The sequence below is a fragment of the Rhodovulum sp. ES.010 genome (assembly GCF_900142935.1).
Lineage (GTDB): Bacteria > Pseudomonadota > Alphaproteobacteria > Rhodobacterales > Rhodobacteraceae > Rhodovulum.
Map to the genome: position 1 here is coordinate 3,471,428 of NZ_FSRS01000001.1, position 23,895 is coordinate 3,495,322.

24 protein-coding genes and 1 riboswitch are annotated in these 23,895 nt (G+C 69.9%); of the genes, 7 read left to right on the forward strand and 17 right to left on the reverse strand.

Annotated elements, in window-relative coordinates; translation table 11 throughout:
• The first annotated feature begins 105 nt into the window (after nt 1–105).
• Nucleotides 106–1,764 carry an NAD+ synthase gene (locus BUR28_RS17140; protein WP_074221216.1) on the forward strand — a complete coding sequence of 553 codons (1,659 nt, stop codon included), beginning with the start codon at nt 106–108 and terminating at the stop codon, nt 1,762–1,764.
• A 12-nt stretch (nt 1,765–1,776) separates the two neighbouring features.
• On the opposite strand, the gene BUR28_RS17145 is transcribed toward BUR28_RS17140, so the two are convergent.
• The 5 genes from BUR28_RS17145 to BUR28_RS17165 form a co-directional block, all read right to left on the reverse strand.
• Nucleotides 1,777–2,232 (reverse strand): hypothetical protein, encoded by a 456-nt coding sequence (locus tag BUR28_RS17145; protein WP_074221217.1) that lies wholly within the window; start codon nt 2,230–2,232, stop codon nt 1,777–1,779.
• Between the two features lie 107 nt (nt 2,233–2,339).
• Nucleotides 2,340–3,290 carry a 1-phosphofructokinase family hexose kinase gene (locus BUR28_RS17150; protein WP_074221218.1) on the reverse strand — a complete coding sequence of 317 codons (951 nt, stop codon included), beginning with the start codon at nt 3,288–3,290 and terminating at the stop codon, nt 2,340–2,342.
• 271 nt (nt 3,291–3,561) lie between these two features.
• A complete protein-coding gene (locus BUR28_RS19680) occupies nt 3,562–3,777 on the reverse strand; it encodes a hypothetical protein (RefSeq protein ID WP_074221219.1) in 216 nt (71 codons plus the stop codon).
• Nucleotides 3,778–4,120: 343 nt separating this feature from the next.
• A complete protein-coding gene (locus BUR28_RS17160; RefSeq protein ID WP_074221220.1) occupies nt 4,121–5,035 on the reverse strand; it encodes an MBL fold metallo-hydrolase in 915 nt (304 codons plus the stop codon).
• Nucleotides 5,036–5,154: 119 nt separating this feature from the next.
• Nucleotides 5,155–5,565, reverse strand: a complete 411-nt coding sequence (locus BUR28_RS17165; RefSeq protein ID WP_074221221.1) for a metallopeptidase family protein — start codon at nt 5,563–5,565, stop codon at nt 5,155–5,157.
• An 81-nt stretch (nt 5,566–5,646) separates the two neighbouring features.
• Here BUR28_RS17165 and gltX point away from each other — a divergent pair, with 81 nt between their 5' ends.
• Nucleotides 5,647–6,966, forward strand: coding sequence for a glutamate--tRNA ligase (gene gltX, locus BUR28_RS17170; protein ID WP_074221222.1), 1,320 nt, complete (start codon nt 5,647–5,649; stop codon nt 6,964–6,966).
• Nucleotides 6,967–7,002: 36 nt separating this feature from the next.
• Here the strand turns inward: gltX and BUR28_RS17175 are convergent, their stop codons facing one another.
• Genes BUR28_RS17175 through fabA form a run of 3 tightly spaced genes read right to left on the reverse strand, consistent with a single transcriptional unit; the run spans nt 7,003 to nt 9,558 of the window.
• Nucleotides 7,003–7,791 (reverse strand): enoyl-ACP reductase FabI, encoded by a 789-nt coding sequence (locus tag BUR28_RS17175; RefSeq protein ID WP_074221223.1) that lies wholly within the window; start codon nt 7,789–7,791, stop codon nt 7,003–7,005.
• A 5-nt stretch (nt 7,792–7,796) separates the two neighbouring features.
• Entirely contained in the window at nt 7,797–9,026 is a 1,230-nt protein-coding gene (gene fabB, locus BUR28_RS17180; RefSeq protein ID WP_074221224.1) for a beta-ketoacyl-ACP synthase I, read from the reverse strand.
• Between the two features lie 22 nt (nt 9,027–9,048).
• Nucleotides 9,049–9,558, reverse strand: a complete 510-nt coding sequence (gene fabA / locus BUR28_RS17185) for a bifunctional 3-hydroxydecanoyl-ACP dehydratase/trans-2-decenoyl-ACP isomerase (RefSeq protein WP_074221225.1) — start codon at nt 9,556–9,558, stop codon at nt 9,049–9,051.
• A 158-nt stretch (nt 9,559–9,716) separates the two neighbouring features.
• Here fabA and irr point away from each other — a divergent pair, with 158 nt between their 5' ends.
• Nucleotides 9,717–10,157: a Fur family transcriptional regulator Irr gene (gene irr, locus BUR28_RS17190; protein ID WP_074221226.1), complete on the forward strand. Its 441-nt coding sequence runs from the start codon at nt 9,717–9,719 to the stop codon at nt 10,155–10,157.
• A 7-nt stretch (nt 10,158–10,164) separates the two neighbouring features.
• Here irr and BUR28_RS17195 read toward each other — a convergent pair whose 3' ends face one another.
• Both BUR28_RS17195 and BUR28_RS17200 read right to left on the reverse strand, forming a co-directional pair.
• The gene (locus BUR28_RS17195; RefSeq protein WP_083626707.1) at nt 10,165–10,764 is read right to left on the reverse strand and encodes a DUF2238 domain-containing protein; all 600 of its coding nucleotides are present in this window, start codon (nt 10,762–10,764) and stop codon (nt 10,165–10,167) included.
• On the reverse strand, nt 10,755–11,630 hold the full coding sequence (locus BUR28_RS17200) for a hypothetical protein (RefSeq protein WP_074221227.1): 876 nt from the start codon (nt 11,628–11,630) through the stop codon (nt 10,755–10,757). The genes BUR28_RS17195 and BUR28_RS17200 overlap by 10 nt, the downstream gene beginning before the upstream one ends.
• Before the next feature lie 135 nt (nt 11,631–11,765).
• On the opposite strand from BUR28_RS17200, the gene miaB reads away from it, so the two are divergent.
• Together miaB and BUR28_RS17210 are read left to right on the forward strand one after the other, a co-directional pair.
• Nucleotides 11,766–13,088 (forward strand): tRNA (N6-isopentenyl adenosine(37)-C2)-methylthiotransferase MiaB, encoded by a 1,323-nt coding sequence (miaB, locus tag BUR28_RS17205; RefSeq protein ID WP_074221228.1) that lies wholly within the window; start codon nt 11,766–11,768, stop codon nt 13,086–13,088.
• A 365-nt stretch (nt 13,089–13,453) separates the two neighbouring features.
• Nucleotides 13,454–14,470 (forward strand): PhoH family protein, encoded by a 1,017-nt coding sequence (locus BUR28_RS17210; protein WP_074221229.1) that lies wholly within the window; start codon nt 13,454–13,456, stop codon nt 14,468–14,470.
• A gap of 57 nt (nt 14,471–14,527) precedes the next feature.
• Here the strand turns inward: BUR28_RS17210 and BUR28_RS17215 are convergent, their stop codons facing one another.
• From BUR28_RS17215 to BUR28_RS17245, 7 genes are all read right to left on the reverse strand, one after another.
• Nucleotides 14,528–15,586: an amidohydrolase family protein gene (locus tag BUR28_RS17215; protein ID WP_074221230.1), complete on the reverse strand. Its 1,059-nt coding sequence runs from the start codon at nt 15,584–15,586 to the stop codon at nt 14,528–14,530.
• A 112-nt stretch (nt 15,587–15,698) separates the two neighbouring features.
• Nucleotides 15,699–16,412 carry a tRNA (guanine(46)-N(7))-methyltransferase TrmB gene (locus BUR28_RS17220; RefSeq protein WP_074221231.1) on the reverse strand — a complete coding sequence of 238 codons (714 nt, stop codon included), beginning with the start codon at nt 16,410–16,412 and terminating at the stop codon, nt 15,699–15,701.
• Nucleotides 16,413–16,758: 346 nt separating this feature from the next.
• On the reverse strand, nt 16,759–17,925 hold the full coding sequence (metK, locus tag BUR28_RS17225) for a methionine adenosyltransferase (protein WP_074221232.1): 1,167 nt from the start codon (nt 17,923–17,925) through the stop codon (nt 16,759–16,761).
• Nucleotides 17,926–17,931: 6 nt separating this feature from the next.
• Nucleotides 17,932–17,980, reverse strand: a riboswitch (SAM-SAH riboswitch).
• Between the two features lie 34 nt (nt 17,981–18,014).
• A complete protein-coding gene (gene lnt / locus BUR28_RS17230; protein WP_083626833.1) occupies nt 18,015–19,505 on the reverse strand; it encodes an apolipoprotein N-acyltransferase in 1,491 nt (496 codons plus the stop codon).
• A gap of 37 nt (nt 19,506–19,542) precedes the next feature.
• Nucleotides 19,543–20,433: a transporter associated domain-containing protein gene (locus BUR28_RS17235; protein ID WP_074221234.1), complete on the reverse strand. Its 891-nt coding sequence runs from the start codon at nt 20,431–20,433 to the stop codon at nt 19,543–19,545.
• A 37-nt stretch (nt 20,434–20,470) separates the two neighbouring features.
• Nucleotides 20,471–20,971 (reverse strand): rRNA maturation RNase YbeY, encoded by a 501-nt coding sequence (ybeY, locus tag BUR28_RS17240; protein ID WP_074221235.1) that lies wholly within the window; start codon nt 20,969–20,971, stop codon nt 20,471–20,473.
• A gap of 150 nt (nt 20,972–21,121) precedes the next feature.
• Nucleotides 21,122–21,559 (reverse strand): GFA family protein, encoded by a 438-nt coding sequence (locus BUR28_RS17245; protein WP_074221236.1) that lies wholly within the window; start codon nt 21,557–21,559, stop codon nt 21,122–21,124.
• Between the two features lie 229 nt (nt 21,560–21,788).
• Between BUR28_RS17245 and aroA the strand changes: the two genes are divergently transcribed.
• Both aroA and cmk read left to right on the forward strand, forming a co-directional pair.
• On the forward strand, nt 21,789–23,141 hold the full coding sequence (gene aroA, locus BUR28_RS17250) for a 3-phosphoshikimate 1-carboxyvinyltransferase (protein ID WP_074221237.1): 1,353 nt from the start codon (nt 21,789–21,791) through the stop codon (nt 23,139–23,141).
• Nucleotides 23,138–23,746: a (d)CMP kinase gene (cmk, locus tag BUR28_RS17255; RefSeq protein WP_074221238.1), complete on the forward strand. Its 609-nt coding sequence runs from the start codon at nt 23,138–23,140 to the stop codon at nt 23,744–23,746. Before aroA ends, cmk begins: the two co-directional genes overlap by 4 nt.
• Nucleotides 23,747–23,895 lie beyond the last annotated feature (149 nt).

The following is a 23,895-nucleotide window of genomic DNA, read 5'->3' on the forward strand; positions in this document are numbered from 1 at the left end:
ACCGTAATTGAGGGGCGCAGGGCTTACAACGGTTTTCGGGTCCCCGGCGGCTTTCACTTCCGCGTCAGTCTGCTAAGACGCGGGCAGGACAAGACGGGGAGGCCCATGGCCGAGAGGTTCCGCCTGACGCTCGCGCAGCTCAACCCCACGATGGGGGCGCTCGCCGACAATGCGGCCAAGGCCCGCGCCGCCTGGGACGAGGCGCGCCGCGCCGGCGCCGACATGGTGGCGCTGCCCGAGATGTTCCTGACCGGCTACCAGGTGCAGGACATCGTGATGAAGCCCGCCTTCACCGCCGATGCCATGGCCCATGTGGAACGTCTGGCGCGCGACTGCGCCGACGGCCCCGCGCTGGGGATCGGCGCGCCCTACGCGGCCCACGGACACCTCTACAACGCCTATTTTTTCTGCCAGGGCGGCGCGGTCACCGCGCGCATCTTCAAGCACCACCTGCCCAATGACGGGGTGTTCGACGAAAAGCGCGTCTACGACAGCGGCCCGATCAACGGCCCCTATTCGGTCGGCCCGGTGCGGATCGGCACGCCGGTCTGCGAGGATTCGTGGTTCGACGACGTGGCCGAGGCGCTGGCCGAAACCGGCGCCGAGATCCTGCTGGTGCCCAACGGCTCGCCCTATTTCCGCGACAAGTTCGACATCCGGCTGAACCTGATGGTCAAGCGCGTGACCGAGACCGGGCTGCCGCTGATCTATCTCAACCTCGTGGGCGCGCAGGACGACCAGGTGTTCGACGGGGCGAGCTTCGTGCTCAACCCCGGCGGCGCGCTGACCCACCTGCTGCCCGCCTTCGACCAGACGCTGGCCCATGTCGATTTCACCCGCACGCCCGAGGGCTGGCGCGCCGAGACCGGCAAGCGCGCGATCAACCCCGATGCGTGGGAACAGGACTATCGCGCCATGGTCGAGGCGCTGCGCGACTACGTGTGGAAAACCGGTTTCGCGAAGGTGCTGCTGGGCCTCTCGGGCGGCGTCGATTCCGCGCTGGTCGCCGCCATCGCCGCCGACGCGCTGGGCCCCGACAACGTCCGCTGCGTGATGCTGCCCTCGGAATACACCTCCGAGACCTCGCTGGAGGATGCCGCCGCCGTCGCCCGCGCGCTGGGCTGCCACCTCGACGAGGTGCCGATCGCCGACCCCCGCGCCGCGGTGGCCGAGGCGCTGGCCCCGTTCTTTGCCGGCACCGATCCCGGCATCGCCGAGGAGAACATCCAGTCGCGCCTGCGCGGGCTGATCCTGATGGCGCTGTCGAACAAGTTCGGCGAGATGCTCCTGACCACCGGCAACAAGTCCGAGGTGGCGGTGGGCTACGCCACGATCTACGGCGACATGGCCGGCGGCTACAACCCGATCAAGGACCTCTACAAGACCCGCGTCTTCGAAACCTGCCGCTGGCGCAACGCCAACCATCGCGACTGGATGAAAGGGCCGGCCGGCGCGGTGATCCCGCCCCGCGTCATCGACAAGCCGCCCTCGGCGGAACTGCGCGAAGACCAGAAGGACGAGGACAGCCTGCCGCCCTACGACCTGCTCGACCGCATCCTCGAAGGGCTGATCGACAAGGAACGGTCGGTCGCCGATCTGGTGGCCGAAGGCTTCGACCGCGACACCGTGAAAAAGGTCGAGCACCTGATCTATATCAGCGAATACAAGCGCTTCCAGTCCGCCCCCGGCCCCCGCCTGACGCCGCGCGCGTTCTGGCTCGACCGCCGCTATCCCATCGTCAACCGCTGGCGCGACCCGGGCTGAGGGGCGGCGGCGCTAGCGCGGCGCGAACGGCACGACCGCGCGCCGCCCGCCCTGCCACGCGCGGAAGGCGCGCGCCTCGGTGTCCAGGATGTCGGGCATCCCCTCGGTCCGGGCGCGGGCGATATCCCCCCGCAGCGTCGCCAGCGGCACGCGCCATTTGCGCGCGACCTGTCGGGCGAGGCTGTCGCCGTCGATCTCGTAGCCGCGCTCCTCCGCGCGCGCCGCGATCCGCAGGTAGTTGGCCGCCGCCGTGTCGCGGCGAATCTCTTCCGGCGCCAGGACGTGGTCGCCGGTGCGCGCGCCCGGCGCGCGGGCCTGCCCGAAGGCGCCCGACAGCCAGGCCGCCAGCGCATGCCGGGTGCGCCGCGGCAACGCCCCGCCCGCGATCAGCAGCGCGACCAGCGGCGACGGGTCGCCCATGGCCGCCAGCCACACCTCGACCGGGTCGGCGAAGTCCACATCTTCCATGGTTCGCTCCCTTCGCGGACGGAAGCATACAACACCATCGCCGTGCGGCGAATTGACCGCAGTTAAGGCATCGCCGGGCGGGCGCGCGGACGACGCGCGCCCCGCGCTCAGCCGAGCGCGCTGACCGGGCAGCGCTCCAGCAGCGCCTCGGTCTCCTCGCGGGTGCACAGCGCGGTCGCGTCGGTCATCACCGCCGCGCTCGCCGCCGCCGCGCCCCATTGCAGCGCAGAGGCCAGGTCGCCGCCGCTGGCCAGCGTCATCGTGAAGGCGCCGACGAAACTGTCGCCCGCCCCCACCTTGGAGCGCACCGGCACCTCGGCCGCCGCGGCGTGCAGGCGCAGGCCCTCGGCGGCCAGCACCGACCCGTCCGCGCCGCGGGCGATCACCACGACAGAGGCGATGCCGTCGGCCACCAGGTCGGCCGCGAAATCGGCGCTGTCCTCGCGGCTCGTCAGGGGGCGCCCGGCCAGGGCCTCGGCTTCGGAGCGGTCCATCCGCAGCGCGAAGGGCGCCGCCTCCAGCCCCCGCACGAGGCGCTCCAGCGCGGGGCCCGATGTGTCCACCACCAGCCGGGCGCCGCGCGCGCGCAGCTTGGCGCCGAGGCGGGCGGGCATGTCGTCGGGCAGCCCGCGCGGCACGCTGCCCGAGATCACCACATAGCCGTCCTCGGGCACCGCCGTCGTGATCGCGGCGAGGATCGCCTTCAGCCCCGCCGCGTTCCAGACCGGCCCCGGCAGCACGAAGCGGAACTGCTCGCCGGTGGCGCGGTCGGTCACCGCAAGGCTCAGCCGCGTCTCGCCCGGCGCCTTGAGCGGGATGAGACGGATACCCTCGCGTTCCAGCAGCGCCTTGAGCTTGTCGCCGTTATGCCCGTCGAGCGCGACCAGCGCCCGGCTTTCGCCGCCGAGCAGTCGGATCGCGCGCGACACGTTGATCCCGCCCCCGCCCGGATCGGTGACCGCGGGGGCACAGCGCAGCTTCTCGTTCGCCACCACATGCGGGACCGAGCTCGAGAGATCCACGGTCGGGTTCAGGGTAACGGTCAGAATGTCCTGCATGGGGCGGGCCGGTCCTTTGGCAGTCGCCGCGGGAGAGTGCCACCCGACGCCGCCCGCGCCAAGCCCCGATCCGATGGCGGCGCAGGGGCAGGGGGCTCTGCCCCCCGTCCTTCGGACGTCCCCCGGGATATTTCCGGCCAGAAGAAGTCAGAGATCGTGACCGGTCTTCTTCTGGCCGGAAATATCCCGGGGGGTCTCGGGGGGCGGCGCCCCCCGGCGGGTCGCCCCGGCGCAGCCGGGGCGAAACCCGACATCGCCGGACGCGGCCCCTCTAGTTCCCCTGGATCGAGGACAGGTATTCGATCCGCGCCAGGATGCGGGTGCGCGCATAGACGTCCTGTTGCTCCGGTGTACGGGCGATGGTCCGGTCGTCGGCCCCGATCCGCGCCTGGTAGCGCGCGCCCCAGACCGGCATGTCGCGCATGCCATGCGCCGGGACATCCGCCGTTCCGTCGATGGTCGCGTAGACGCTTTCGACCGGGAACACGCCGCCGTTTCTCTCCGTCAGCGCCGTGAGGTCGGCGGCCCGATCTCCAGCATGCCCGCCATCGGCCGTTGCCGTCGCCCTCCGCGCCGTGGCAGGCCGCACAGCCGTTGCGGTATTCGAACGCCCCGAGGCTCATCCGTTGCGCCTGCGCCGCTCCGCCGAAACAGATCGCCGCATCGCAGGACAGTGCAAGACAGGTTTTCATCGCCCCCTCCCGGACCCCGGTCCGGGGGGCAGGCCTGTCGACGCGGCTGCCGCGTGTCAGTGACGGTCCCCTGATCCCGCGACGTGGCGGGCCGGCCGCCCCCCCCCCCCGCGCGGCCGGGCGGGGCAGGGCGGGGCGTCAGCCCAGCATCATCTGGTAGCTCGCCGGCACGTAGCGGTAGCCCGCGTCGCGCGGCTCGACGAAGCCGTAGCCCGGGAACGGCATGTGGTAGCCGATGAAGGGCGTCCTGTCGGCGGCCAGCATGTCGAGCATCCGCTTGCGGGTCGCCGCCGCCGCCGCCTTGTCGCGGTCGTACAGCACCTCCCACTCGGGATGCGCCAGCGACCAGACGTAGTGGTTGGCGAAATCCGCCGCGATCACCAGCTGCTTGCCCTCGCTTTCCAGCATGTAGGCCATGTGCCCCGGCGTGTGGCCGAAGGCCGCCATCGCGGTCACGCCGCCGGCGACCGCGCCGCCGTCGTCGAGGAAGGTCATCCGCTCGGCCAGCGGGCGCACCTTGGCCTCGAAGGTTTCGTCGCCCGACATGTCCCAGGCGTCGAACTCGGCCGCGCCGGTGTAGTGGGCGGCGTTCGCGAAGGTCTGGCCGGCCGCGCCCGACAGCCCCCCGACATGGTCGCCATGCATGTGGGTGATGACCACCTTGTCGACCTGGTCGGCGCTGTAGCCCGCCGCCTCCAGCGCCGCCGTGATCCCTTCGGGGTTCAGCCCGGTGTCGAACAGGATCAGCTCCGCGCCCGTGTTCACCACCGTCGGCGTGAAGAAGAACTGCGCCTTGTCCGCGGGGATCAGGTTCGCCTCCGAGACCGCGGCGAACCGCTCGGGCGCGACGTTCAGCCCGAAGATGTTCTGCGGGTCCTCGACGGTCCGGGTGCCGGCCAGAAGCGTCGTCACCTCGAACCCGCCCAGGGCGAAGCGGTGGAACTGCGGCATCGTCGCGCCCATCATCGGCGCGCCGGCCCGCACCGGCGCGGCCGCGGCCAGCGGCAGGGCGGCGCCGGCCAGCATGGCCTGGCGGCGGGTCAGCTTGGTCATGGAACGGTCTCCCTCTCTGTCTCCCGCTGCAAGGATAGCGGCGCCGCGCGGCCTTTCCACATTCGGCCCCCGCGAAAGCCGCGCCGCCGCCCCCGCACCGGCGCACAGGCGCCCTGCGCTCATTCCCACCAGGGATCGATGCGGGCGATGTCGTTGTCGGACCAGCCGAAGTGATGCGCGAACTCGTGCACCAGCACATGGGCGACCAGCACCTGCAGCGTCACCTCCTCGCGCTCCACCCATTCGTCCAGGATCGGCCGGCGGAACAGCCAGATCGTGTCGGGGCGGTCGGGCTGGTCCATCACCGATTTCTCGGTCAGCGGGATGCCGTCGTAGAGGCCGGTCAACTCGAACGCGTCGTCGATCCCCATCTCGGCCAGCACGTCGTCGGGCGCGAAATCCTCTACCCGGATGGCCACCGCGCGCGCGGGCCCCCGGAACGGGTCGGGCAGCGCCTCGCGCGCCTCGTGCGCAAGCGCGGCGATCTCGTCGAGGCTGGGCGGCGTGCGGTGGCGAAACGGGTCGGTCATCGGGGCGGGCTCCGGGTCTCCGCCCTCATATGGACAAAACCGCCCGTCTGTGAAAGAGCGTCGGCGCAACAGGAGAGACCCATGACCACCGTCACCCGCTTCGCCCCCTCGCCGACCGGCTACCTGCATGTCGGCAACCTGCGCACGGCGCTGTTCAACTTCCTGATCGCGCGCAAGCGCGGCGGAACCTTCATCCTGCGCCTCGACGACACCGACCCCGAGCGCTCGAAGGAGGAATATGTCGACGCGATCAAGTACGATCTCGAATGGCTGGGCCTGACCTGGGACCGGGTCGAGCGGCAGTCCGAGCGGCTCGACCGCTATGCCGAGGCCGCCGACCGGCTGCGCGCGGCGGGCCGGTTCTACGAGTGCTTCGAGACCCCGACCGAGCTGGACCTCAAGCGCAAGAAGCAGCTCAACATGGGGCGTCCCCCGGTCTATGACCGCGCCGCGCTGTCCCTGTCCGACGCCGAGAAGGACGCGCTCCGGGCCGAGCGGTCGGGCCACTGGCGGTTCCTGCTGAACCACGACCGCATCGCGTGGGAGGACGGCATCCTGGGCGCGGTGTCCATCGACGCGGCCAGCGTGTCGGACCCGGTGCTGATCCGGGGCGACGGGCAGGTGCTCTACACGCTGGCCTCGGTGGTGGACGATACCGAGATGGGCGTGACGGACGTGGTGCGCGGCTCGGACCACGTCACCAACACCGCGACCCAGATCCAGATCATCGAGGCGCTGGGGGGCCATGTGCCGCGTTTCGCCCACCATTCGCTGCTGACCGGCCCGCAGGGCGAGGCGCTGTCGAAACGCCTCGGCACGCTGTCCCTGCGCGACCTGCGCGCACGCGGGGTGGAGCCGCTGGCGCTCCTGTCGCTGATGGCGCGGCTCGGGTCGTCGCAGCCGGTGGAGCTGGCCGAAAGCATCGACGAGCTGGCCGAGGGCTTCGACCTTGCGCAGTTCGGCGCCGCGCCCACCAAATTCGACGAGAACGACCTGTTCCCGCTGACCGCGCGCCACCTGCACGGCCTGCCGCTGGAGGCCGTGCGCGCCGAGATCGCCGCGCTGGGCGTGCCGGACGAGATCGCCGGCCGCTTCTGGTCGGTGGTGCGCGAGAATATCGGCACCCGCGGCGAGATCGCAGAGTGGTGGGCGCTTTGCCGCGACGGGGCGACGCCGGTGGTGGACGACGAGGACCGCGCGTTCGTGGACGAGGCGCTGGCGATGCTGGGCGAACCGCCCTACGACGCCGATACCTGGGGCGCGTGGACCGGCGCGGTCAAGGACAAGACCGGGCGCAAGGGCAAGGCGCTGTTCATGCCGCTCAGGAAAGCCGTCACCGGCCGCGCCCGCGGCCCCGAGATGGCCGACCTGATGCCGTTGTTGCAGAAGAAGCCGGGCTAGAGGGCACGAGGTCCGGCCCCGGTCCGGGGCCGGTCCCTAGATGTTCTCGACGCGCGGCATGCCCAGCACGTGATAGCCGCCGTCCACGGTGATGATCTCGCCCGTGGTGCAGGCGCCATGGTCGGACGCCAGGTAGACCGCCGTCCCCCCGATGCAGTCCAGCGTCGCGTTCTGCCGCAGGGGCGCGTTCATCTCGGTATGGCGGAAGGTCTTGCGCCCGCCGCCGATGGCCGCGCCCGCCAGCGTCTTCATCGGGCCGGGCGAGATGGCGTTGACCCGGATCCCCTCGGGGCCGAGGTCGGAGGCCAGATAGCGCACCGTCGATTCCAGCGCCGCCTTGGCCACGCCCATCACGTTGTAGAACGGCGTCACCCGGTTCGAGCCCTGGTAGGTCATCGTCAGGATCGTGCCGCCGTTCGGCATCAGCGGCTGGGCGCGCCGCGCCACGTCGATCAGCGAGTAGCAGGAGATCGCCAGCGAATTCTTGAAGTTCTCGCGCGTGGTGTTGATGAACCGGCCCGTCAGCTCGTTCTTGTCGGAATAGGCGATGGCGTGCACCACGAAGTCGAGCGTGCCCCATTCGTTCTCAAGCCGGTCGAAGGCCCGCTCCAGCGAGGCGTCGTCGGTCACATCCACATCGACCAGCAAGGACGACCCGACGCTTTCGGCCAGGGGCGCCACCCGCTTGCCGAAATTCTCGCCCTGGTAGGAAAACGCCAGTTCCGCCCCTTCCTCGGCCAGCGCCTTGGCAATGCCCCAGGCGATCGATCGGTCATTGGCGACACCCATGACGAGGCCGCGCTTTCCCTTCATCAGTTCCGGCATCGGCCCTACCCCTGATACTTGCTCATCACCAGGGTGGCGTTGGTACCGCCGAACCCGAAGCTGTTGGACAGCACGCTGTCGATTTCCAGGCCCTCGCGCAGCTCGGTCACGATCTCGCCCTCGCGAATCTCGGGGTCGAGCTCGGTGATGTTGGCCGAGGCCGCGATGAAGCCCTTTTCCATCATGATCAGCGAATAGATCGCCTCGTGCACGCCGGTCGCGCCCAGGCTGTGGCCGGTCAGCGACTTGGTCGAGGCGATGGGCGGCATCGCGTCCTCGCCGAAGACATCGCGCACCGCCTTCACCTCCACCACGTCGCCTGCCACCGTCGAGGTGCCATGGGCGTTGATGTAGTCGATCCTGCGGCCCTCGGGCAGGGTGTCCACCGCCAGCCGCATCGAGCGTTCGCCGCCCTCGCCCGAGGGCGCGACCATGTCGTAGCCGTCCGAGGTCGCGCCATAGCCCGTGACCTCCGCGTAAATCTTGGCCCCGCGCGCCTTGGCGTGCTCCAGCTCCTCCAGCACGACCGTGCCGCCGCCGCCGGCGATCACGAAGCCGTCGCGCGTGGCGTCGAACGGGCGCGAGGCGGTCTCGGGCGTGTCGTTGTATTTCGACGACATCGCGTTCATCGCGTCGAACAGGCACGACAGCGTCCAGTCCACCTCTTCGCCGCCGCCGGCGAAGATGATGTCCTGCTTGCCCATCTGGATCAGTTCGGCGGCGTTGCCGATGCAATGCGCCGAGGTCGAGCAGGCCGAGGTGATCGAGTAGTTCACCCCCTTGATCCTGAACGGCGTCGCCAGGCAGGCCGAGTTCGTCGAGGACATGCAGCGCGTCACCATGAACGGGCCCATCCGTTTCGGGCTGCCCTTTTCCTTGACGATCTGGTGCGCGGTGAAGAAGTTCGAGGTCGACGGCCCGCCCGAACCCATGATCAGCCCGGTGCGGGGGTTCGAGACGTCCGCCTCTTCCAGCCCCGAGTCGGCGATGGCCTGGTCCATCGCGATGTAGTTGTAGGCCGCCCCCGATCCCATGAAGCGCAACTGGCGCTTGTCGATCAGCGCCTCCAGGTCGATCTGCGGAATGCCCGCGACCTGGCTGCGGAACCCGTTCTCGGCATAGTTCTCCTCGAAACGGATGCCGGACCGGCCGGCGCGCAGGGACGCTTCGACTTCGGCGACGGTGTTTCCGATGGGCGAGACGATGCCCAGCCCCGTGATGACGACCCGGCGCATGGCGTTCTCCTTTCCCTCTGACTCAGCTTTCCGACAGGGCGACCTTCATGTCGCGCACCTGGTAGATGGTTTCGCCGTCGGCCTCGACCCGGCCATCGGCCACCCCCATGGTCAGGCGGCGCGTCTGCACGGCCTTGGTGAAATCCACGTAATAGGTCAGCATCTTGCGATCCGGCCGCACCATGCCCGTCAGCTTCACCTCGCCCACGCCCAGGGCATAGCCGCGCCCCGGCCAGCCGCGCCAGCCCAGGTTGAAGCCGCTCAGTTGCCACAGCCCGTCGAGGCCGAGACAGCCCGGCATGATCGGGTTGCCGGGAAAGTGGCACTGGAAGAACCACAGGTCCGGGTGGATGTCGAACTCGGCCACGACATGGCCCTTGCCATGCGGCCCGCCATCGCCCGAGATGTCGGTGATGCGGTCCACCATCAGCATCGGCGGCTCGGGCAGCTGCGCGTTGCCGGGGCCGAACAGCTCGCCCCGCGCGCATTGCAGAAGCGCTTCCTTGTCGAAGCTGGTGGGATAGTCGGTCATGCGGGCTCTGCCCCCTGGATACGGCGGTTTTCGCGTCACGCCCCCTGTAGCACCGGCCCTCGGAGAGTGGCAATAGCGCCAGCATGCCGCGCCAAACGGCCGCTGGCAGTTCGGAATCATTTGAATTCTCAACGCGCGGGGCGCATATAAGGGGCGTTATGGTACATCTGAACGAGCATCCCACGCACCCCGACGCGATCCAACGCAGCAGCCACTGGTTGTCCAGGGCCGGTCTGCGTCCCACGCGCCAACGTGTCAGCCTCGCCGCCCTGTTGATCGGCGACGGGCAGAACCGGCACGTCACGGCCGAGAGCCTTTACGCCGCGTCCTGCGGGACCGGCGAGAAAGTGTCGCTCGCGACCGTCTACAACACGCTCCGGGCCTTCTGCGAGGCGGGCCTGATGCAGGAAGTCGTGGTCGACGGCACGAAAAGCTATTTCGACACCCGCGTCGACGACCACCCGCATTTCTTCTGGGAGGACGAAGGCCGCCTGACCGACGCCCCCTCCGGAGAAATGGAGATCGCCCGCCTGCCCGAACCGCCCGCGGGGTCCGAGATTTCCAAGGTCGACGTGGTCATCCGGCTTCGCCGGGTCTGACGGCCCGTCACCGGGGGCGGAACGCCGCGATCGCCACGACCGCGATGACCGCCCCCGCCGCGTTGAACACCAGGTCCAGCGCCGTGTTGTAATACCCCCCGACATTCGTGTCGGGAAAGGCCAGCACGGCGATGAATTCCACGATCTCGTTCAGCGCCCCCAGCCCCATCGCCCCGAAGGCCGGGTAGGCCAGCGCCGTCCAGCTGCCCCGCGTCGCCGGGTAGTGGCGGGTCATCAGGTGCCAGAGCAGCCAGGCCGTCACCCCGAACCCGTAGGCATGCACGACCTGGTCGTATTTCAGGACGGTCATCTCGCCGGTGCCGACCAGCGGCCAGATCACCCAGTTGTAGAGCACGCTTTCGCCCACCGGCACGCCGCCGCCGGCCATGTGCGCCAGCCCCCACAGGCTCAGCGCCCACAGCAGCGCCGGCGGCAACTCCGCCCGCCGGAGGCCGAGCCCGATCAGCCCGATCACCGCCAGCATGGTCAGCACGTACCAGATGAACTCGACGTTGCCCTGGGCGAAGAACCACGCCGCGAAGCCCGCGATATAGGCCAGCGTGAAGCCGAGCACCGCCCATTCGGCGGGTTTGACGTTCAGAACCATTGGCCGGGCTCCATCAGGCCGAGATCGAGAAGCTGCCGCGAGGACCATTCGAACGGCACCGAGCCGCGCCACTTGAAATCGGCGATGTCGAAGGTCGAGCCGGCATTGGTCTTGAGCGCCTTGGCCGCCCGGAACGAACAGATCGCCGCCGTCAGGTTGTGATGCCAGGGGCAGGCATAGGTGTTCATCTCCTCGTCGTCGAAGACATGCCCCTCCAGCATCCTCAGCCCCCGTTTCGCGCGGAACAGCGCGATCCGGTCGATCCGGCGGCGGTCCCTGGGCACATGCTCCTCGAACCGCCACCGAAGCCCGCCGTGGAAATCCAGCTGCCGCTCCCGGGGATGCCCGGTCGCCGGGTCGGGCCGGGCGAGCGCGTAATAGCCGGTCCGGTCGATCATCGCCGTCTCGCGCGAGACCGCGTCGGGGAACCGGCCGAGATCGGCGGCGTAGAGGTCGACGACATAGGCCAGCATCGCCTCGCGGCGTTCCTCGGCGTGGAAGGCCAGCATCTCGCCCACGCTGCGCGTCTCGCAGAACGGGTAGAACAGGTATTCGGCGTTGTAGCAGGTATAGAGCCAGACCCCCGGCGCCGCCCCGATCACCGCGTTCACCGCCGCCGTCACCGCGCCCTCGGCGCGGGTGTCCCAGTCCACCCGGTGCACCAGTTCGGCGGCTTCCCCGGCCAGCGCCAGCGCCTCGGGCGCGAACAGCACGATCGCCCGGAAGCCCAGCCCGGCATGGTGGCGGATCGTGCTCTCGACCTCCACCTCGTCCTCGGCGAAGATCAGCGCCACGGGACCGGCCGCCAGCGCCCCGCGCCCGCGTTTCACGAAATCGGCGAGGCCCTCGTAGCGCTCGGCCGCCATGCCCTTGTTCCTTCTGCGCCCCGTCCGAACCGTCCGAACCGTCCGAACCGTCCGACAATCGCCGCGCGGATGCAAGCGTTGCGGGCGGGCCCGCCTTTCGTGTAGGAGAGCGGGTCAGGATCCGGGAAACGCGCCATGACCACGCCGAAAAAGCTCTACGTCAAAACCTATGGCTGTCAGATGAACGTCTATGACAGCGAACGCATGGCCGAGGCGCTGGGCGCGTCGGGCTACGTCACGACCGACACGCCCGAAGCCGCCGACATGATCCTGCTCAACACCTGCCACATCCGCGAGAAGGCCGCCGAAAAGGTCTATTCCGAACTCGGCCGGCTCAAGGGGCTGAAATCCGCGAACCCCGATCTGAAGATCGGCGTGGCGGGCTGCGTCGCCCAGGCCGAGGGCGCGGAAATCCTGCGCCGCCAGCCGCTGGTCGACCTGGTGGTCGGCCCGCAAAGCTACCACCGCCTGCCCGAGATGGAGGCGAAGGCGCGGTCGGGCGAAAAGGCGCTGGATACCGATTTCCCCGAAGAGGACAAGTTCGACCGGCTGGGCGGGCGGCGGAAAGCGCCCCGCGGCCCGACCGCGTTCCTGACGGTGCAGGAGGGCTGCGACAAGTTCTGCGCCTTCTGCGTCGTGCCCTATACCCGCGGCGCCGAGGTCTCGCGCCCCGCGTCCCGCATCCTCGACGAGGCGCGCGATCTGGTGGACCGCGGCGTGCGCGAGATCACGCTCCTGGGCCAGAACGTCAACGCCTATCACGGGGACGGGCCGGACGGCACCTGGGGCCTTGCCCGGCTGATCCGGGAACTGGCGAAGATCGACGGGCTGGACCGGCTGCGCTACACCACCTCGCACCCCAACGACATGGAGGACGACCTGATCGCCGCCCATGGCGATTGCCCGGAGCTGATGCCCTACCTGCACCTGCCGGTGCAGTCGGGCAGCGACCGCATCCTCAAGGCGATGAACCGCAAGCACACGGCGGATCAGTATCTGCGCCTGATCGAACGCATCCGCGCCGCGCGCCCCGACATCCTGTTGTCCGGCGATTTCATCGTCGGCTTTCCGGGCGAGACCGCGGAGGATTTCGAGGCCACGATGGCGCTGGTCCGCGCGGTCGGTTACGGGCAGTGCTATTCCTTCAAGTATTCGCCCCGCCCCGGCACCCCCGCGGCCGAGCGCGACCAGCTTGCCGAGGACGTGAAATCCGACCGCCTCGCCCGCCTGCAGGCGCTGCTCAACGCCCAGCAGGAGGCCGCCCAGCAGGCGATGGTCGGCCGCAGCGTCGGCGTGCTGTTCGAAAAGCCGGGCCGGATGCCGGGCCAGCTCGTGGGCAAGTCCGACCACCTGCAGGCGGTCCATGTCGAGGCGCCCGAGGAGTGGCTCGGCCGCATCGCGCGCGTCGAGATCACGGCGGCCGCGCCCAACTCGCTCGCCGGCCGGCTGGCGGGCTGAGGGGCAGGGCGGGGGCCCCGCGCCCGCGGCGTCACCCCGATCGACCGGGCCGCGGCGCCGGTGCCCGGACCTGCGATGCGGACGGGGAGGGGGCGCGCGCCGGGGATCGGCGGCGCCCGTCTGCCCGACGAAAGTCCGATGAAAGTCCGATGGAATTCCGATGCAATTCCGATTGCACACAAGACGGGCAAACGACCCGCCCACGGCGCCCGCGCCGGGCCCCGCCGACGGCCTGGATGCCGGGCAGGGCGCGGGCCGGACGGCGGTTTTTGTATCACCTGCGTGAAACATCGCAGCTATTGCTTGCGTTGTAACAGGGTGGTTGGCACCATATCTGTGCGAGGCTTTTACTGACGGAGTCGTTTTTGGGCATCAGCGCTCTGACCCCCCCGACGGACTCGGACGGCGTGCACGAGACGCTTCTCGAGTTCCCCGACAACCGCCTTCTGATCGACCTCTGCGGCGAATTCGACCGCAACCTCGCCCAGATCGAGCACAAGCTCGGCGTGCATATTCTGAGGCGTGGCAACCAGTTGGCCGTCGTCGGCGAGGGCGGGCCGCGGGGGCATGCGGCGACCGTGCTCCAGCAGCTTTACGCCCGGCTCGAAGCGGGCAAGGAGCTGGATGCCGGCGACGTGGACGGGGCGATCCGGCTGGGCGATTCCGGCGACGGGACCGGCTCGCATCCCGGCGACCAGCTGGAGATGTTCCAGGGCGGGCGGGTCGAGATCCACACCCGCAAGAAGCTGATCGAGCCGCGCACCGAGGCACAAAAGGCTTACGTCCGAGCGCTTTACGAAAACGAGCTCGCCTTCGGCATCGGCCCGGCGGGCACCGGCAAGACCTATCTCGCGGTCGCCGTCGCGGTGAACATGTTCATCGGCGGCCATGTCGACCGGATCGTCCTCAGCCGTCCCGCGGTCGAGGCGGGGGAGCGCCTCGGCTTCCTGCCCGGCGACATGAAGGACAAGGTCGATCCCTACATGCAGCCGCTCTACGATGCGCTGAACGATTTCCTGCCCGGCAAGCAGGTCACCAAGCTGATCGAGGAAAAGCGCATCGAGATCGCGCCCCTGGCCTTCATGCGCGGGCGGACGCTGGCGAACGCCTTCGTGGTGCTGGACGAGGCGCAGAACGCGACCACGATGCAGATGAAGATGTTCCTCACCCGGCTGGGCGAAGGCTCGCGCATGGTGGTGACGGGGGACCGCAGCCAGGTGGACCTGCCGCGCGGCGTGGCCAGCGGCCTGAGCGATGCGGAGCGGCTGCTGTCGGGGATCGAGAACATCTCGTTCAACTACTTCACTTCGCGGGACGTGGTGCGCCACCCGCTGGTGGCGAAGATCATCGAAGCCTACGACGCCGACGAGGCCGGCGGCTAGCGCCGGCAGCCGTCCGGGGCGCGCAAGGCGGGCTCCGGCCGGCAGGCGGCCGGTCTGTCACGCCTCGCCAAGCCAGCCCCGCGGATTCGTCTCGGCGATCTGGCGGAAATGCGCCTCGCCCAAGGCGTCGCGCAGCCCGATCGACACCGCCTTTTCGGACAGTTTCTCCTGGCGGGTCATGTAGAAGTCCGAGCCGAAGAGAATCCGGGTGCGCAACACCGGGTCCTCCATGAACAGCCGCAGGAGTGGCAGGTAGGCGGCGAACTTGAAGATCGTGTAGGAGATGTCGGTGTAGAGGTTGGGGTAGTCTCCGCTTCGGATCATGTCGACGATCAGCGAGAGCCAGTTCGTGGTGCGGGCCTCGGGGTCCTCGGGGTCGAAGCCGTCGGTCAGGTAGGCTTTCCAGTCCTGGTCGCCGCCGAAATGCGCGAGGCACAGCTTCAACCCGGGAAAGGCTTCCATCACGGGGATGTAGGCGCGCGGGTCGGTCACGCGGTCGGCCCGTGCCTGGGACCAGCGCTTGTGGCGCACGCCACCCCTGGAGCAGTGCGTCATCACCGGCAGGCCCCGCTCGGTGCAGAGCGGATAGACCTCGCGCATCAGCACGTCGTCCGTCGGTGCATAGCCGAGCTTGGTATAGAGTTTCACGCCGCGGAAGCCGTAGTCGTCGATGCAGCGCCGCAGCTCGTCCACCGCGCCGCCGCGGCCGGGGAAGATCGTTGCGAAAGGGATCACGCGGTGGCCGTAATCGGGGTCCTGCGTCAGCTCGAAGAGTTCGCGGTGCTGGGCATGGATGTCGGCGTCCACCGGGCCGTGGCCGCTCTGCGCCATGTCCATCGGCAGCACGACGAAGCGGGTGCTGCGCGGATAGTAGCGCAGCACTTCGAGGAAGACGTCACGCTGGGTCAGCCGGCGGCCGGTCCGGTGGAAGTTCTCCAGCCGGACCACGCTGTCGTAAAGACCTTGCCAAGGTTGAAGCCGCGCGGCCCGGCGCAGCGCCGTCAGCAGCACCGGCATCGCCCGGAACAGCGCGACGACGCCGACCGGGTAGTAGCGCGGCGCATGCGCGGTGGTGAAGGTGTGGATGTGGCAGTTGGTGATCTCGATCCCGGCCATGGCCTGTCCTCTGTGGCGGCGTCGGCCGGTGCCCGACGACGCGCCGGGCCGGCCCATGCGTCGCCCCTTACTCGCGCAGATCGCCGAATCCCGCCTTACCGCAGCGTGCGCTTCAGCGGCGGCGGAAGGTCAGGTAATGCGGCACGCGGCCCTCGCGCAGGGCCTTGCGTTCATAGCGCGTGGACAGCCAGTCGTCCCACGGCTCCCGCCAGTCGCGCGGCGTCTCGGCCAGCCAGTCGAACCCCGCCCGCGGCACCTCGATCAGGGTCTGGCGCACATAGTCGGGAATGTCGGTCGCCACCCGCAGCACGGCGCCGGGCGCCATCACGCGGGCGAGCGGGCCGAGGAATTCCGGCGTGACGAAGCGGCGGCGGTGGTGCTTCTTCTTGGGCCAGGGGTCGGGATAAAGCAGGAAGGCGCGCGCGATGCTCGCGTCGGGCAGAACGTCGAACAGGTCGCGCACGTCGCCCGGATGCACGGCGACGTTCTCCACCCCGGCCTCGCGGATCTTGCCCAGCAGCATCGCGACGCCGTTGATGAAGGGCTCGCAGCCGATGATCCCGACCTCCGGGTGCAGCGCGGCCTGGTGGACCATGTGCTCACCCCCGCCGAAGCCGATCTCCAGCCAGACCTCGCGCCGGCCGAAACGCGCGGCCAGGTCCAGCGGCTGGCGCTCGGGGTTGGCGTCCCAGTCCACCGGCCCCGGCGCGAGCGCCGCGAGGTCCTCGTCGAGGTATTCCTTCTGCCTGCGGCGCAGCGCCTTGCCGTGGCGTCGGCCGTAGAAATTGCGCCAGGGCGCCCGGGGCGTGGACTTGTCACAGGTCATTGCGGGGCTCTACCGAGCCGCCGGGCCGGGTGCAAGCGCCGCGCGGTATCGCTGCGGATGATATCCCGCCCCCGGGTTCGGGAGGGCAAGACGCCGGTGTTGGAAGGCGCACCGGCATGGGGCCGCGCCTGCAGCGATGCGCCGCGGCCCGCGCATGGTGCGGGTCATGGTCCGCGCCGCGGCCGGCGAAGTCGTGAATTCTGGCGGTGCGCGGCCGCTGCCATGCTGGACTGTCGCCTGCGGTCTGGCCGTGCCTCTCCGCACGACAGTGCCGCAGATGCGCAAGGGGGGCGCGCCGCAAGGCGCGCCCCCCCCGGGGCGACGGGCGTCAGCCCGGCGCAATCCCTCAGACGGAGGCTTTCAGCTCGGCCGCCAGATCGGTGCGTTCCCAGGAAAACCCGCCATCGGCCTCCGGCGCCCGTCCGAAATGGCCATAGGCCGCGGTCCGCGCATAGATCGGCCGGTTCAGCGCCAGGTGCTCGCGGATGCCGCGCGGCGTCAGGTCCATGGCCTTGCCCACGGCCTGCTCGATCACCTCGTCGGGCACCTCGCCGGTGCCGTAGGTGTCGATATAGATCGACAGGGGCTTTGCCACCCCGATCGCGTAGGACAGCTGCAGGCAGCATTTCTTCGCCAGCCCTGCGGCCACCACGTTCTTGGCGAGATATCGCGCGGCATAGGCGGCCGAGCGGTCCACCTTGGTGGGGTCCTTGCCCGAGAACGCGCCGCCGCCATGGGGCGCCGCGCCGCCATAGGTATCGACGATGATCTTGCGGCCCGTCAGCCCCGCGTCGCCGTCCGGGCCCCCGATGACAAAGGTGCCGGTGGGGTTCACATGCCACTCGGTCCCGTCATGCAGCCAGCCCTCGGGCAGGACCTCGCGAATATAGGGCTCGACGATCTGCCGGATGTCGTCGGAGGTCTGGCTCTCGTGCTCGTGCTGTGTGGACAGCACCACCGAGTCGACCGCTACCGGCTTGCCGCCCTCGTAGCGCACGGTCAGCTGCGACTTCGCGTCGGGGCGCAGCGTGGGTTCGGCGCCGGATTTGCGCGCCTCGGCCAGTCGGCGCAGGATCGCGTGGGAATACTGGATCGGTGCCGGCATCAGGTCGGGCGTCTCGTCGGTGGCGAAGCCGAACATGATGCCCTGGTCGCCCGCGCCGTCCTTGTCGACGCCCTGGGCGATATGGGCCGATTGTTCGTGCAGGAAGTTCAGCACGTGGCAGGTGTTCCAGTGGAACTTCTCCTGCTCGTAGCCGATATCCTTGATGCAGTCGCGTGCGATCTCGGCGATGCGGCCCATGTAGTTCTTGAGCTTGTCGCGATCCGACAATCCCACCTCGCCGCCGATCACCACCATGCCGGTGGTGGCGAAGGTCTCGCAGGCGACGCGGGCGTTCGCCTCCTCGGCGAGGAAGGCGTCGAGGATCGCGTCGGAGATCCGGTCGCAGACCTTGTCGGGATGGCCCTCCGAAACGGATTCGGAGGTGAAGAGGTAGTTGTTGCGGCTCATGGAAAGTGCTCCGTTGTGAAATCCCCGCCACGCCAGGAAGCCGTTGTGGCGGTTCGACCGGCACCGCTTACGCCGCGACCGCGGTGGAATCAATGTCTATTTCGTCGCCCCCCCGCGCCGAGCCCGATCATCGCAACGGCAAGAACAGCCAGCACGGGCCAGTCGCCCGTTTCCGCGTAGATCGTTTCGGCAAGCGCGGGGGGCAGCGGTGCGGTGACATGGCCGGCGGTGTTCAGCGGCAGGCTGTCGGTGACGCGGCCCAGCGGGTCGATCATCGCCGAGACGCCCGTATTGGCCGCCCGCGCCATCGGCAGCCCGGTCTCCACCGCGCGCAGTTGCGCCAGGGCGAGGTGCTGGTAGGGGCCGGTCCTTGTGCCGAACCAGGCGTCGTTGGTGATCTGCACAAGCCAGCGCGGCCGCTCGGGCGTGCGCAGGTCCTGCGGAAAAACCGCCTCGTAGCAGATGAGCGGCAGGGCGGCGCCGAGCCGCGGCCCGAGGTCCAGCAGCCGCGGCCCCGGCCCCGGCGCATAGCCGTAGATGTCGTTCGCCGCGAGCCCCTTGATGCCGAACCGCCCCAGCACCGAGCCCAGCGGGATGTACTCGCCGAACGGCACCAGGTGGTGCTTGTCGTAAAGATGGCCGACCCGGCCGCGGGGGCCGATCACCACCAGGCTGTTATGCGTGCGCGGGCCGTCGCGGCGCTGGATGCCGACCATCACGGGCGTGCCGCCGGCATGATCCGCAATCACGCCGAGCGCGCCGCCTGCGCGGTCCAGCAGGTAGGGCACCGCGGTTTCGGGCCAGACGACCAGGTCGGGCGCAGGGGCGGAGGGGGCGGCGGTGAAGGCGAGCTGGCGTTCCCAGAACACCGGGATCATGTCGCGGCGCCATTTCAGGTGCTGGGCGGCGTTGGGCTGGACGAGGCGGATCTGCGGCGCGTCCGGCGCGGGGGCGACCGGGGTTTCCAGCCGCAGCGCGCCCCAGACCCCGGTTCCGGTCAGCAGGATCGCCGCGGCGAGGGCGCCGGCCGCGCGGCCCGGCCCGAAGGGCAAGGCCAGGGGCAGCGCGGCGGCGAGCGTGGTGACAAGGGTCAACCCGTACTGGCCGGTCACGGCGGCCAGCTGCATGTGCGGCGTGCCGATCCAGATGTGGCCCGGCAGCGCCCAGGGAAAGCCGGTGAGCACATAGCCGCGCGCGAGCTCGGCGGCCGGCAGCGCCACGGCGAAGGCCAGCGCACGGGTGCGCGGCCCTTGGCCGGCCCAGCCCGCAAACGCCCCGGCCGCGCCCCAGAACAGGGCGAGCCCCCCCGCCATCGCAAGAAGCGCGAAGGGCGCCATCCAGCCATGTGTGCGGATGTCGACGAGAAAGGGCTCGACGATCCACGACAGCGCCAGGGCGAACTGCCCCGCCCCGCCGGCCCAGGCGCAGATGGCGGCGGCGCGCATACCAGGCGCGCGGGCGACCAGCCAGGTCAGCCCGACGAGCGCGGCGAAGGCCACGGGCCACAGCCCGAAGGGCGCTTGCCCCAGCGCGATCAGCGCACCAAGGGCGAAGGCCGGCACCGCGGGCCGCGACAGCATGCGCAGAACCTTCGGGCGGGACGCCGCCCGCATTGGCTCAGGCGCCCTCCGCCGCGGGCACGCGCACCCGGAGGCGCTTGATCCGGCGCGGGTCCGCGTCGATCACCTCGAACTCGGCACCGGCCTCGTGGCGGATCACCTCGCCGCGGGTCGGCACCCGGCCGATCATCATGAAGACGAGGCCGCCCAGCGTGTCGACCTCTTCCTCGTCCTCGCCCTCGACCAGCCGCAGGCCGATCTCGTCCTCGAACGCATCGAGCGGTGCGCGCGCCTGGGCGAGGTAGACCCCGGGCTTCTCGACGGTCCAGAGCGCGCCCTCGTCGATATCGTGCTCGTCCTCGATCTCGCCCACGACCTGTTCGATCAGGTCCTCGATCGTCACCAGCCCGTCGACACCGCCGTATTCGTCGATCACCAGCGCCATGTGCATCCGCTGGGACTGCATCTTCTGCAGAAGAACGCCGATCGGCATCGACGGCGGCGCATAGAGCAGCGGCCGCACCATGTCCTTCATGGCGAAGGCCGCGCCGCCGCCGTTGAACCCGTGGCGCAGCGCGAAATCCTTCAGGTGGATCAGGCCCACCGGCGTGTCCAGCGTGCCGTCATAGACCGGCAGCCGGGTCATGCCCGTTTCGCGGAACACCCGGACCAGTTCGTCCTTGTCGAGGTCGAGCGGCACCGCCTCGATCTCGGCCTTCGGGATGGCCACGTCCTCGACCCGCATGCGGCTGAGGTTGCCGATTCCAAGGGTCAGGTGCACGCGCCCGCCATTTGCGACCGCGCCGTCGGGTCCGTCCTCGTCGGGAACGTCGGTGGTCGCCGGCCTTATCGCCGCCACGAGCCGGCCCAGGATGCCGCGGCTCTCCAGATTGTCGGTCTCCAGCGCGCCCTGCGCGGCGCTAGACGACCCGTCGGTCTCGTCGCCCATCAATCCTTACCGAAATGCACGGGCTCTGGGCCCGTTCTCAGCCATATGGGTCCGCCACCCCGAGTTTGGCAAGTATTTCCACCTCGCGCCGCTCCATGAGGGCGGCATCTTGCGGACGGGTGTGGTCGTAACCCAACAGGTGCAGACAGCCATGGACCACGAGATGCGTGACATGGGCGTCGAAGGAAATGCCCTGCGCCTCGGCCTCGCGTGCACAGGTGTCATAGGCGATCGCGATGTCGCCGAGAGCGATGTCCATGCCCGGCAGTTCGGGCGAGGGCGGGAGCGGGGCCGCGCCGTCCTCTTCCGGGGCAAGCTCCTCGGCGGGCCAGGACAGCACGTTTGTGGGGGCGGGCTTGCCGCGGAACTCGGCGTTGAGCACGGCGATGCGCGCGTCGTCGCAGGCGAGCACGGCGATCTCGCACGCGTCCGGGTCGAGCCCCAGATACGCAAGCGCCGCCTCCGCCGCGCGCCCGGCAACGGCCTCAAGCCCGGCCGCTTCCCACCGGGGGTCCTCGCAGACAATCTCCACAATCATGCCTTGCCTTTAGCCGGGATCGCCGCCCGGAAAAAGGGGCGCCGGAACGGCCCGCAGGACAGTGCCCTGCGGGCCTGGACCCCGCCTCCGGCAAGTGGCCGAACGGCCCAAGGTCGGCGAAAGGGCCGCGCGGGATCGTTCTGGGGGCGCTCAGGCCCCGGCCGGCCACGCGAAATCGGGCCTGAGCCCCGCGTGGACGGGGCGCCCGTCATCGGGCTTGGGTTCGCCCGTCGCCGGGTCGTAGAAGGCGTGATAGGTCGCCGGCATCGCGGTTGGCTGGTAGCCCATCAGGTTCGGCACGATCACCCGGATCCGGTGCTGCTTGTCGTCCAGCATCACCGGCGCGGCGCAGGTCTTGCAGGTGCACAGCTCCAGCGGGCCGTCCGGGTTCTCGCTGTTGAACGGCTGGCGGTTCATGTTGTGCTCGTTCACGCCGTGCAGATCGCCGTGCTTGAAGAACACCACGTGGGTCGTGGGCTGGCCGGTCACGCGCTTGCAGACCGAGCAGTGGCAGGTGTGGTTGTCGATCGGGTCCCCGTCCGACCAGGTGCGCACATGTTCGCAGCCGCCGACATACTTGTGAGCCATCGTTTCCCTCCCTCGCTCGGGCGGCGGGCCTGCCGCCCGTGGCCCGGGGCGCGGACGCCACCGGTGGTGCAGGATACCGCCCTTGTCGGGGTCCGGTCGATTCAGACTTCCGTCTGCGGTCGCGCGGGACCTCCGGCGATCCGCCGCGGCGCCCTTCGGCGGGCGAGTCTGGACGCCCTTCCGCGCATTCGCTAAGCCGCTTGCGACTGTCCGAGAGGAGCCTGCACTCATGTCCGCCCATGGCGACCCGATCCCGATGACCGCGCGCCGCGCCGGGCCGCTTCGAGGCACCGCCGAGGTGCCCGGCGACAAGTCGATCAGCCACCGCGCCCTGATCCTGGGCGCGCTTTCGGTGGGCGAGACGCGGATTTCCGGGCTGCTCGAAGGGCAGGACGTGCTCGACACGGGCCGGGCGATGCGGGCTTTCGGGGCTGAAGTCACGCATCTGGGCCCCGGCGAGTGGTCTGTCCATGGCGTGGGCGTCGGCGGGTTCGCCGAGCCCGAAGACGTGATCGATTGCGGCAATTCCGGCACCGGCGTGCGGCTGATCATGGGCGCGATGGCGACCTCGCCGATCAGCGCGACGTTCACGGGCGATGCGTCCCTCAGAAAACGCCCGATGGGGCGCGTGACCGACCCCCTGGCGCTGTTCGGGGCGGCGGCCTACGGGCGCGCCGGCGGGCGCTTGCCGATGACCGTTGTGGGCGCGGCGGAGCCCGTGCCGGTGCGCTACGCGGTGCCCGTGCCCTCGGCGCAGGTGAAATCGGCCGTGCTTCTGGCGGGGCTCAACGCGCCGGGCGAGACCGTGGTGATCGAGCGCGAGGCGACGCGCGACCATACCGAGCGGATGCTGGCGGGCTTCGGCGCGGACCTGCGGGTCGAGGACACCGCCGAGGGCCGCGTCATCGCCCTGACCGGCCAGCCGGAACTGGCCCCCCAGACCATCGCCGTGCCCCGCGATCCCAGCTCCGCCGCCTTCCCGGTCTGCGCGGCGCTGATCGTGGAAGGGTCCGAAGTGCTGGTGCCCGGCATCGGGCTGAACCCGACGCGGGCGGGGCTGTTCACCACGCTGCGAGAGATGGGGGCCGATCTGACGTACGAGAACGAACGCGAGGAGGGGGGCGAGCCGGTGGCCGACCTGCGCGCCCGGTTTTCTCCGGACATGAAGGGGATCGAGGTGCCGGCCGAACGCGCGCCCAGCATGATCGACGAATACCCGATCCTGTCGGTGGTGGCCTGTTTCGCCGAGGGCGTGACGACCATGCGCGGCGTCAAGGAATTGCGCGTCAAGGAAAGCGACCGGATCGCGGCGATGGCCGATGGGCTGACCGCCTGCGGCGCGAAGGTCGAGACGGGAGAGGACTGGATGGCGGTCCACGGGACGGGGCCGGACGGGCTGCCGGGGGGCGCCACCTGCGCCACCCATCTGGACCACCGGATCGCGATGTCGTTCCTCTGTGCCGGGATGGCCGCGCGCGATTTCGTCACCATCGACGACGCCGGGCCCGTCGCCACCTCGTTCCCGGTCTTCGAGCCGCTGATGGAGCGGCTCGGCGCCTTGTTCGCGAGGGCGCAGGCATGAGCTTCACGGTCGCTATCGACGGGCCCGCCGCCTCGGGCAAGGGCACGATCAGCCGGGCCGTCGCGGCCCATTTCGGCTTCGCCCATCTCGATACCGGTCTGCTCTACCGCGCGGTGGGGGGGCGGATGCTGGACGGGCTCGACCCGGTCGAGGCGGCAGAACGCCTCGACCCCGCCGATCTGGAACGCGGAGACCTGCGCCGCCCCGAGGTGGCCCAGGCCGCCAGCCGGGTCGCCGCCATTCCCGAGGTGCGGGCAGCGCTCGTGGACTTCCAGCGCGCCTTCGCGGCGCGCGCGGGCGGGGCGGTTCTGGACGGGCGCGACATCGGCACGGTGATCTGCCCGGAGGCGCCCGCCAAGCTGTTCGTGACCGCCTCCGACACCATTCGCGCGGAACGCCGCTACCGGGAACTGGCGGCGAAGGGCGTGGAGACGACCTTCGACGCTGTGCTGGCCGAAATGCGCGAGCGCGACGCGCGTGACAGCGACCGTGCGGCCGCGCCCCTCAAGCCGGCGGAGGATGCGGTGATCCTCGACACCTCGCAGATGTCGATCGACGAGGCCGTGGCCGAGGCGGTCGCCGCCATCGAGGCGCGGCGGTCCTGAGCGGGCGGGCCGCGCCGGACCCGCTGGCGGCAGCGCCCTCTTGATTCCCGGCCCGCACCCCTTTATGACACGCGCGTCAACAAGGCGACGAACGCCGCAGAACGGACGTGATCGGGCAGGGTCGGCACTTCACCGGCCCTTCTTGTTTT

Excerpts from the sequence above, each read along its gene's own strand:
- BUR28_RS17140 (WP_074221216.1), top strand. The coding sequence starts at position 106 with ATGGCCGAGAGGTTCCGCCTGACGCTCGCGCAGCTCAACCCCACGATG.
- BUR28_RS17145 (WP_074221217.1), bottom strand. The coding sequence starts at position 2,232 with ATGGAAGATGTGGACTTCGCCGACCCGGTCGAGGTGTGGCTGGCGGCC.
- BUR28_RS17150 (WP_074221218.1), bottom strand. The coding sequence starts at position 3,290 with ATGCAGGACATTCTGACCGTTACCCTGAACCCGACCGTGGATCTCTCG.
- BUR28_RS17160 (WP_074221220.1), bottom strand. The coding sequence starts at position 5,035 with ATGACCAAGCTGACCCGCCGCCAGGCCATGCTGGCCGGCGCCGCCCTG.
- BUR28_RS17165 (WP_074221221.1), bottom strand. The coding sequence starts at position 5,565 with ATGACCGACCCGTTTCGCCACCGCACGCCGCCCAGCCTCGACGAGATC.
- gltX (WP_074221222.1), top strand. The coding sequence starts at position 5,647 with ATGACCACCGTCACCCGCTTCGCCCCCTCGCCGACCGGCTACCTGCAT.
- BUR28_RS17175 (WP_074221223.1), bottom strand. The coding sequence starts at position 7,791 with ATGCCGGAACTGATGAAGGGAAAGCGCGGCCTCGTCATGGGTGTCGCC.
- fabB (WP_074221224.1), bottom strand. The coding sequence starts at position 9,026 with ATGCGCCGGGTCGTCATCACGGGGCTGGGCATCGTCTCGCCCATCGGA.
- fabA (WP_074221225.1), bottom strand. The coding sequence starts at position 9,558 with ATGACCGACTATCCCACCAGCTTCGACAAGGAAGCGCTTCTGCAATGC.
- irr (WP_074221226.1), top strand. The coding sequence starts at position 9,717 with ATGGTACATCTGAACGAGCATCCCACGCACCCCGACGCGATCCAACGC.
- BUR28_RS17195 (WP_083626707.1), bottom strand. The coding sequence starts at position 10,764 with ATGGTTCTGAACGTCAAACCCGCCGAATGGGCGGTGCTCGGCTTCACG.
- BUR28_RS17200 (WP_074221227.1), bottom strand. The coding sequence starts at position 11,630 with ATGGCGGCCGAGCGCTACGAGGGCCTCGCCGATTTCGTGAAACGCGGG.
- miaB (WP_074221228.1), top strand. The coding sequence starts at position 11,766 with ATGACCACGCCGAAAAAGCTCTACGTCAAAACCTATGGCTGTCAGATG.
- BUR28_RS17215 (WP_074221230.1), bottom strand. The coding sequence starts at position 15,586 with ATGGCCGGGATCGAGATCACCAACTGCCACATCCACACCTTCACCACC.
- BUR28_RS17220 (WP_074221231.1), bottom strand. The coding sequence starts at position 16,412 with ATGACCTGTGACAAGTCCACGCCCCGGGCGCCCTGGCGCAATTTCTAC.
- metK (WP_074221232.1), bottom strand. The coding sequence starts at position 17,925 with ATGAGCCGCAACAACTACCTCTTCACCTCCGAATCCGTTTCGGAGGGC.
- lnt (WP_083626833.1), bottom strand. The coding sequence starts at position 19,505 with ATGCTGTCGCGGCCCGCGGTGCCGGCCTTCGCCCTTGGTGCGCTGATC.
- BUR28_RS17235 (WP_074221234.1), bottom strand. The coding sequence starts at position 20,433 with ATGGGCGACGAGACCGACGGGTCGTCTAGCGCCGCGCAGGGCGCGCTG.
- ybeY (WP_074221235.1), bottom strand. The coding sequence starts at position 20,971 with ATGATTGTGGAGATTGTCTGCGAGGACCCCCGGTGGGAAGCGGCCGGG.
- BUR28_RS17245 (WP_074221236.1), bottom strand. The coding sequence starts at position 21,559 with ATGGCTCACAAGTATGTCGGCGGCTGCGAACATGTGCGCACCTGGTCG.
- aroA (WP_074221237.1), top strand. The coding sequence starts at position 21,789 with ATGTCCGCCCATGGCGACCCGATCCCGATGACCGCGCGCCGCGCCGGG.
- cmk (WP_074221238.1), top strand. The coding sequence starts at position 23,138 with ATGAGCTTCACGGTCGCTATCGACGGGCCCGCCGCCTCGGGCAAGGGC.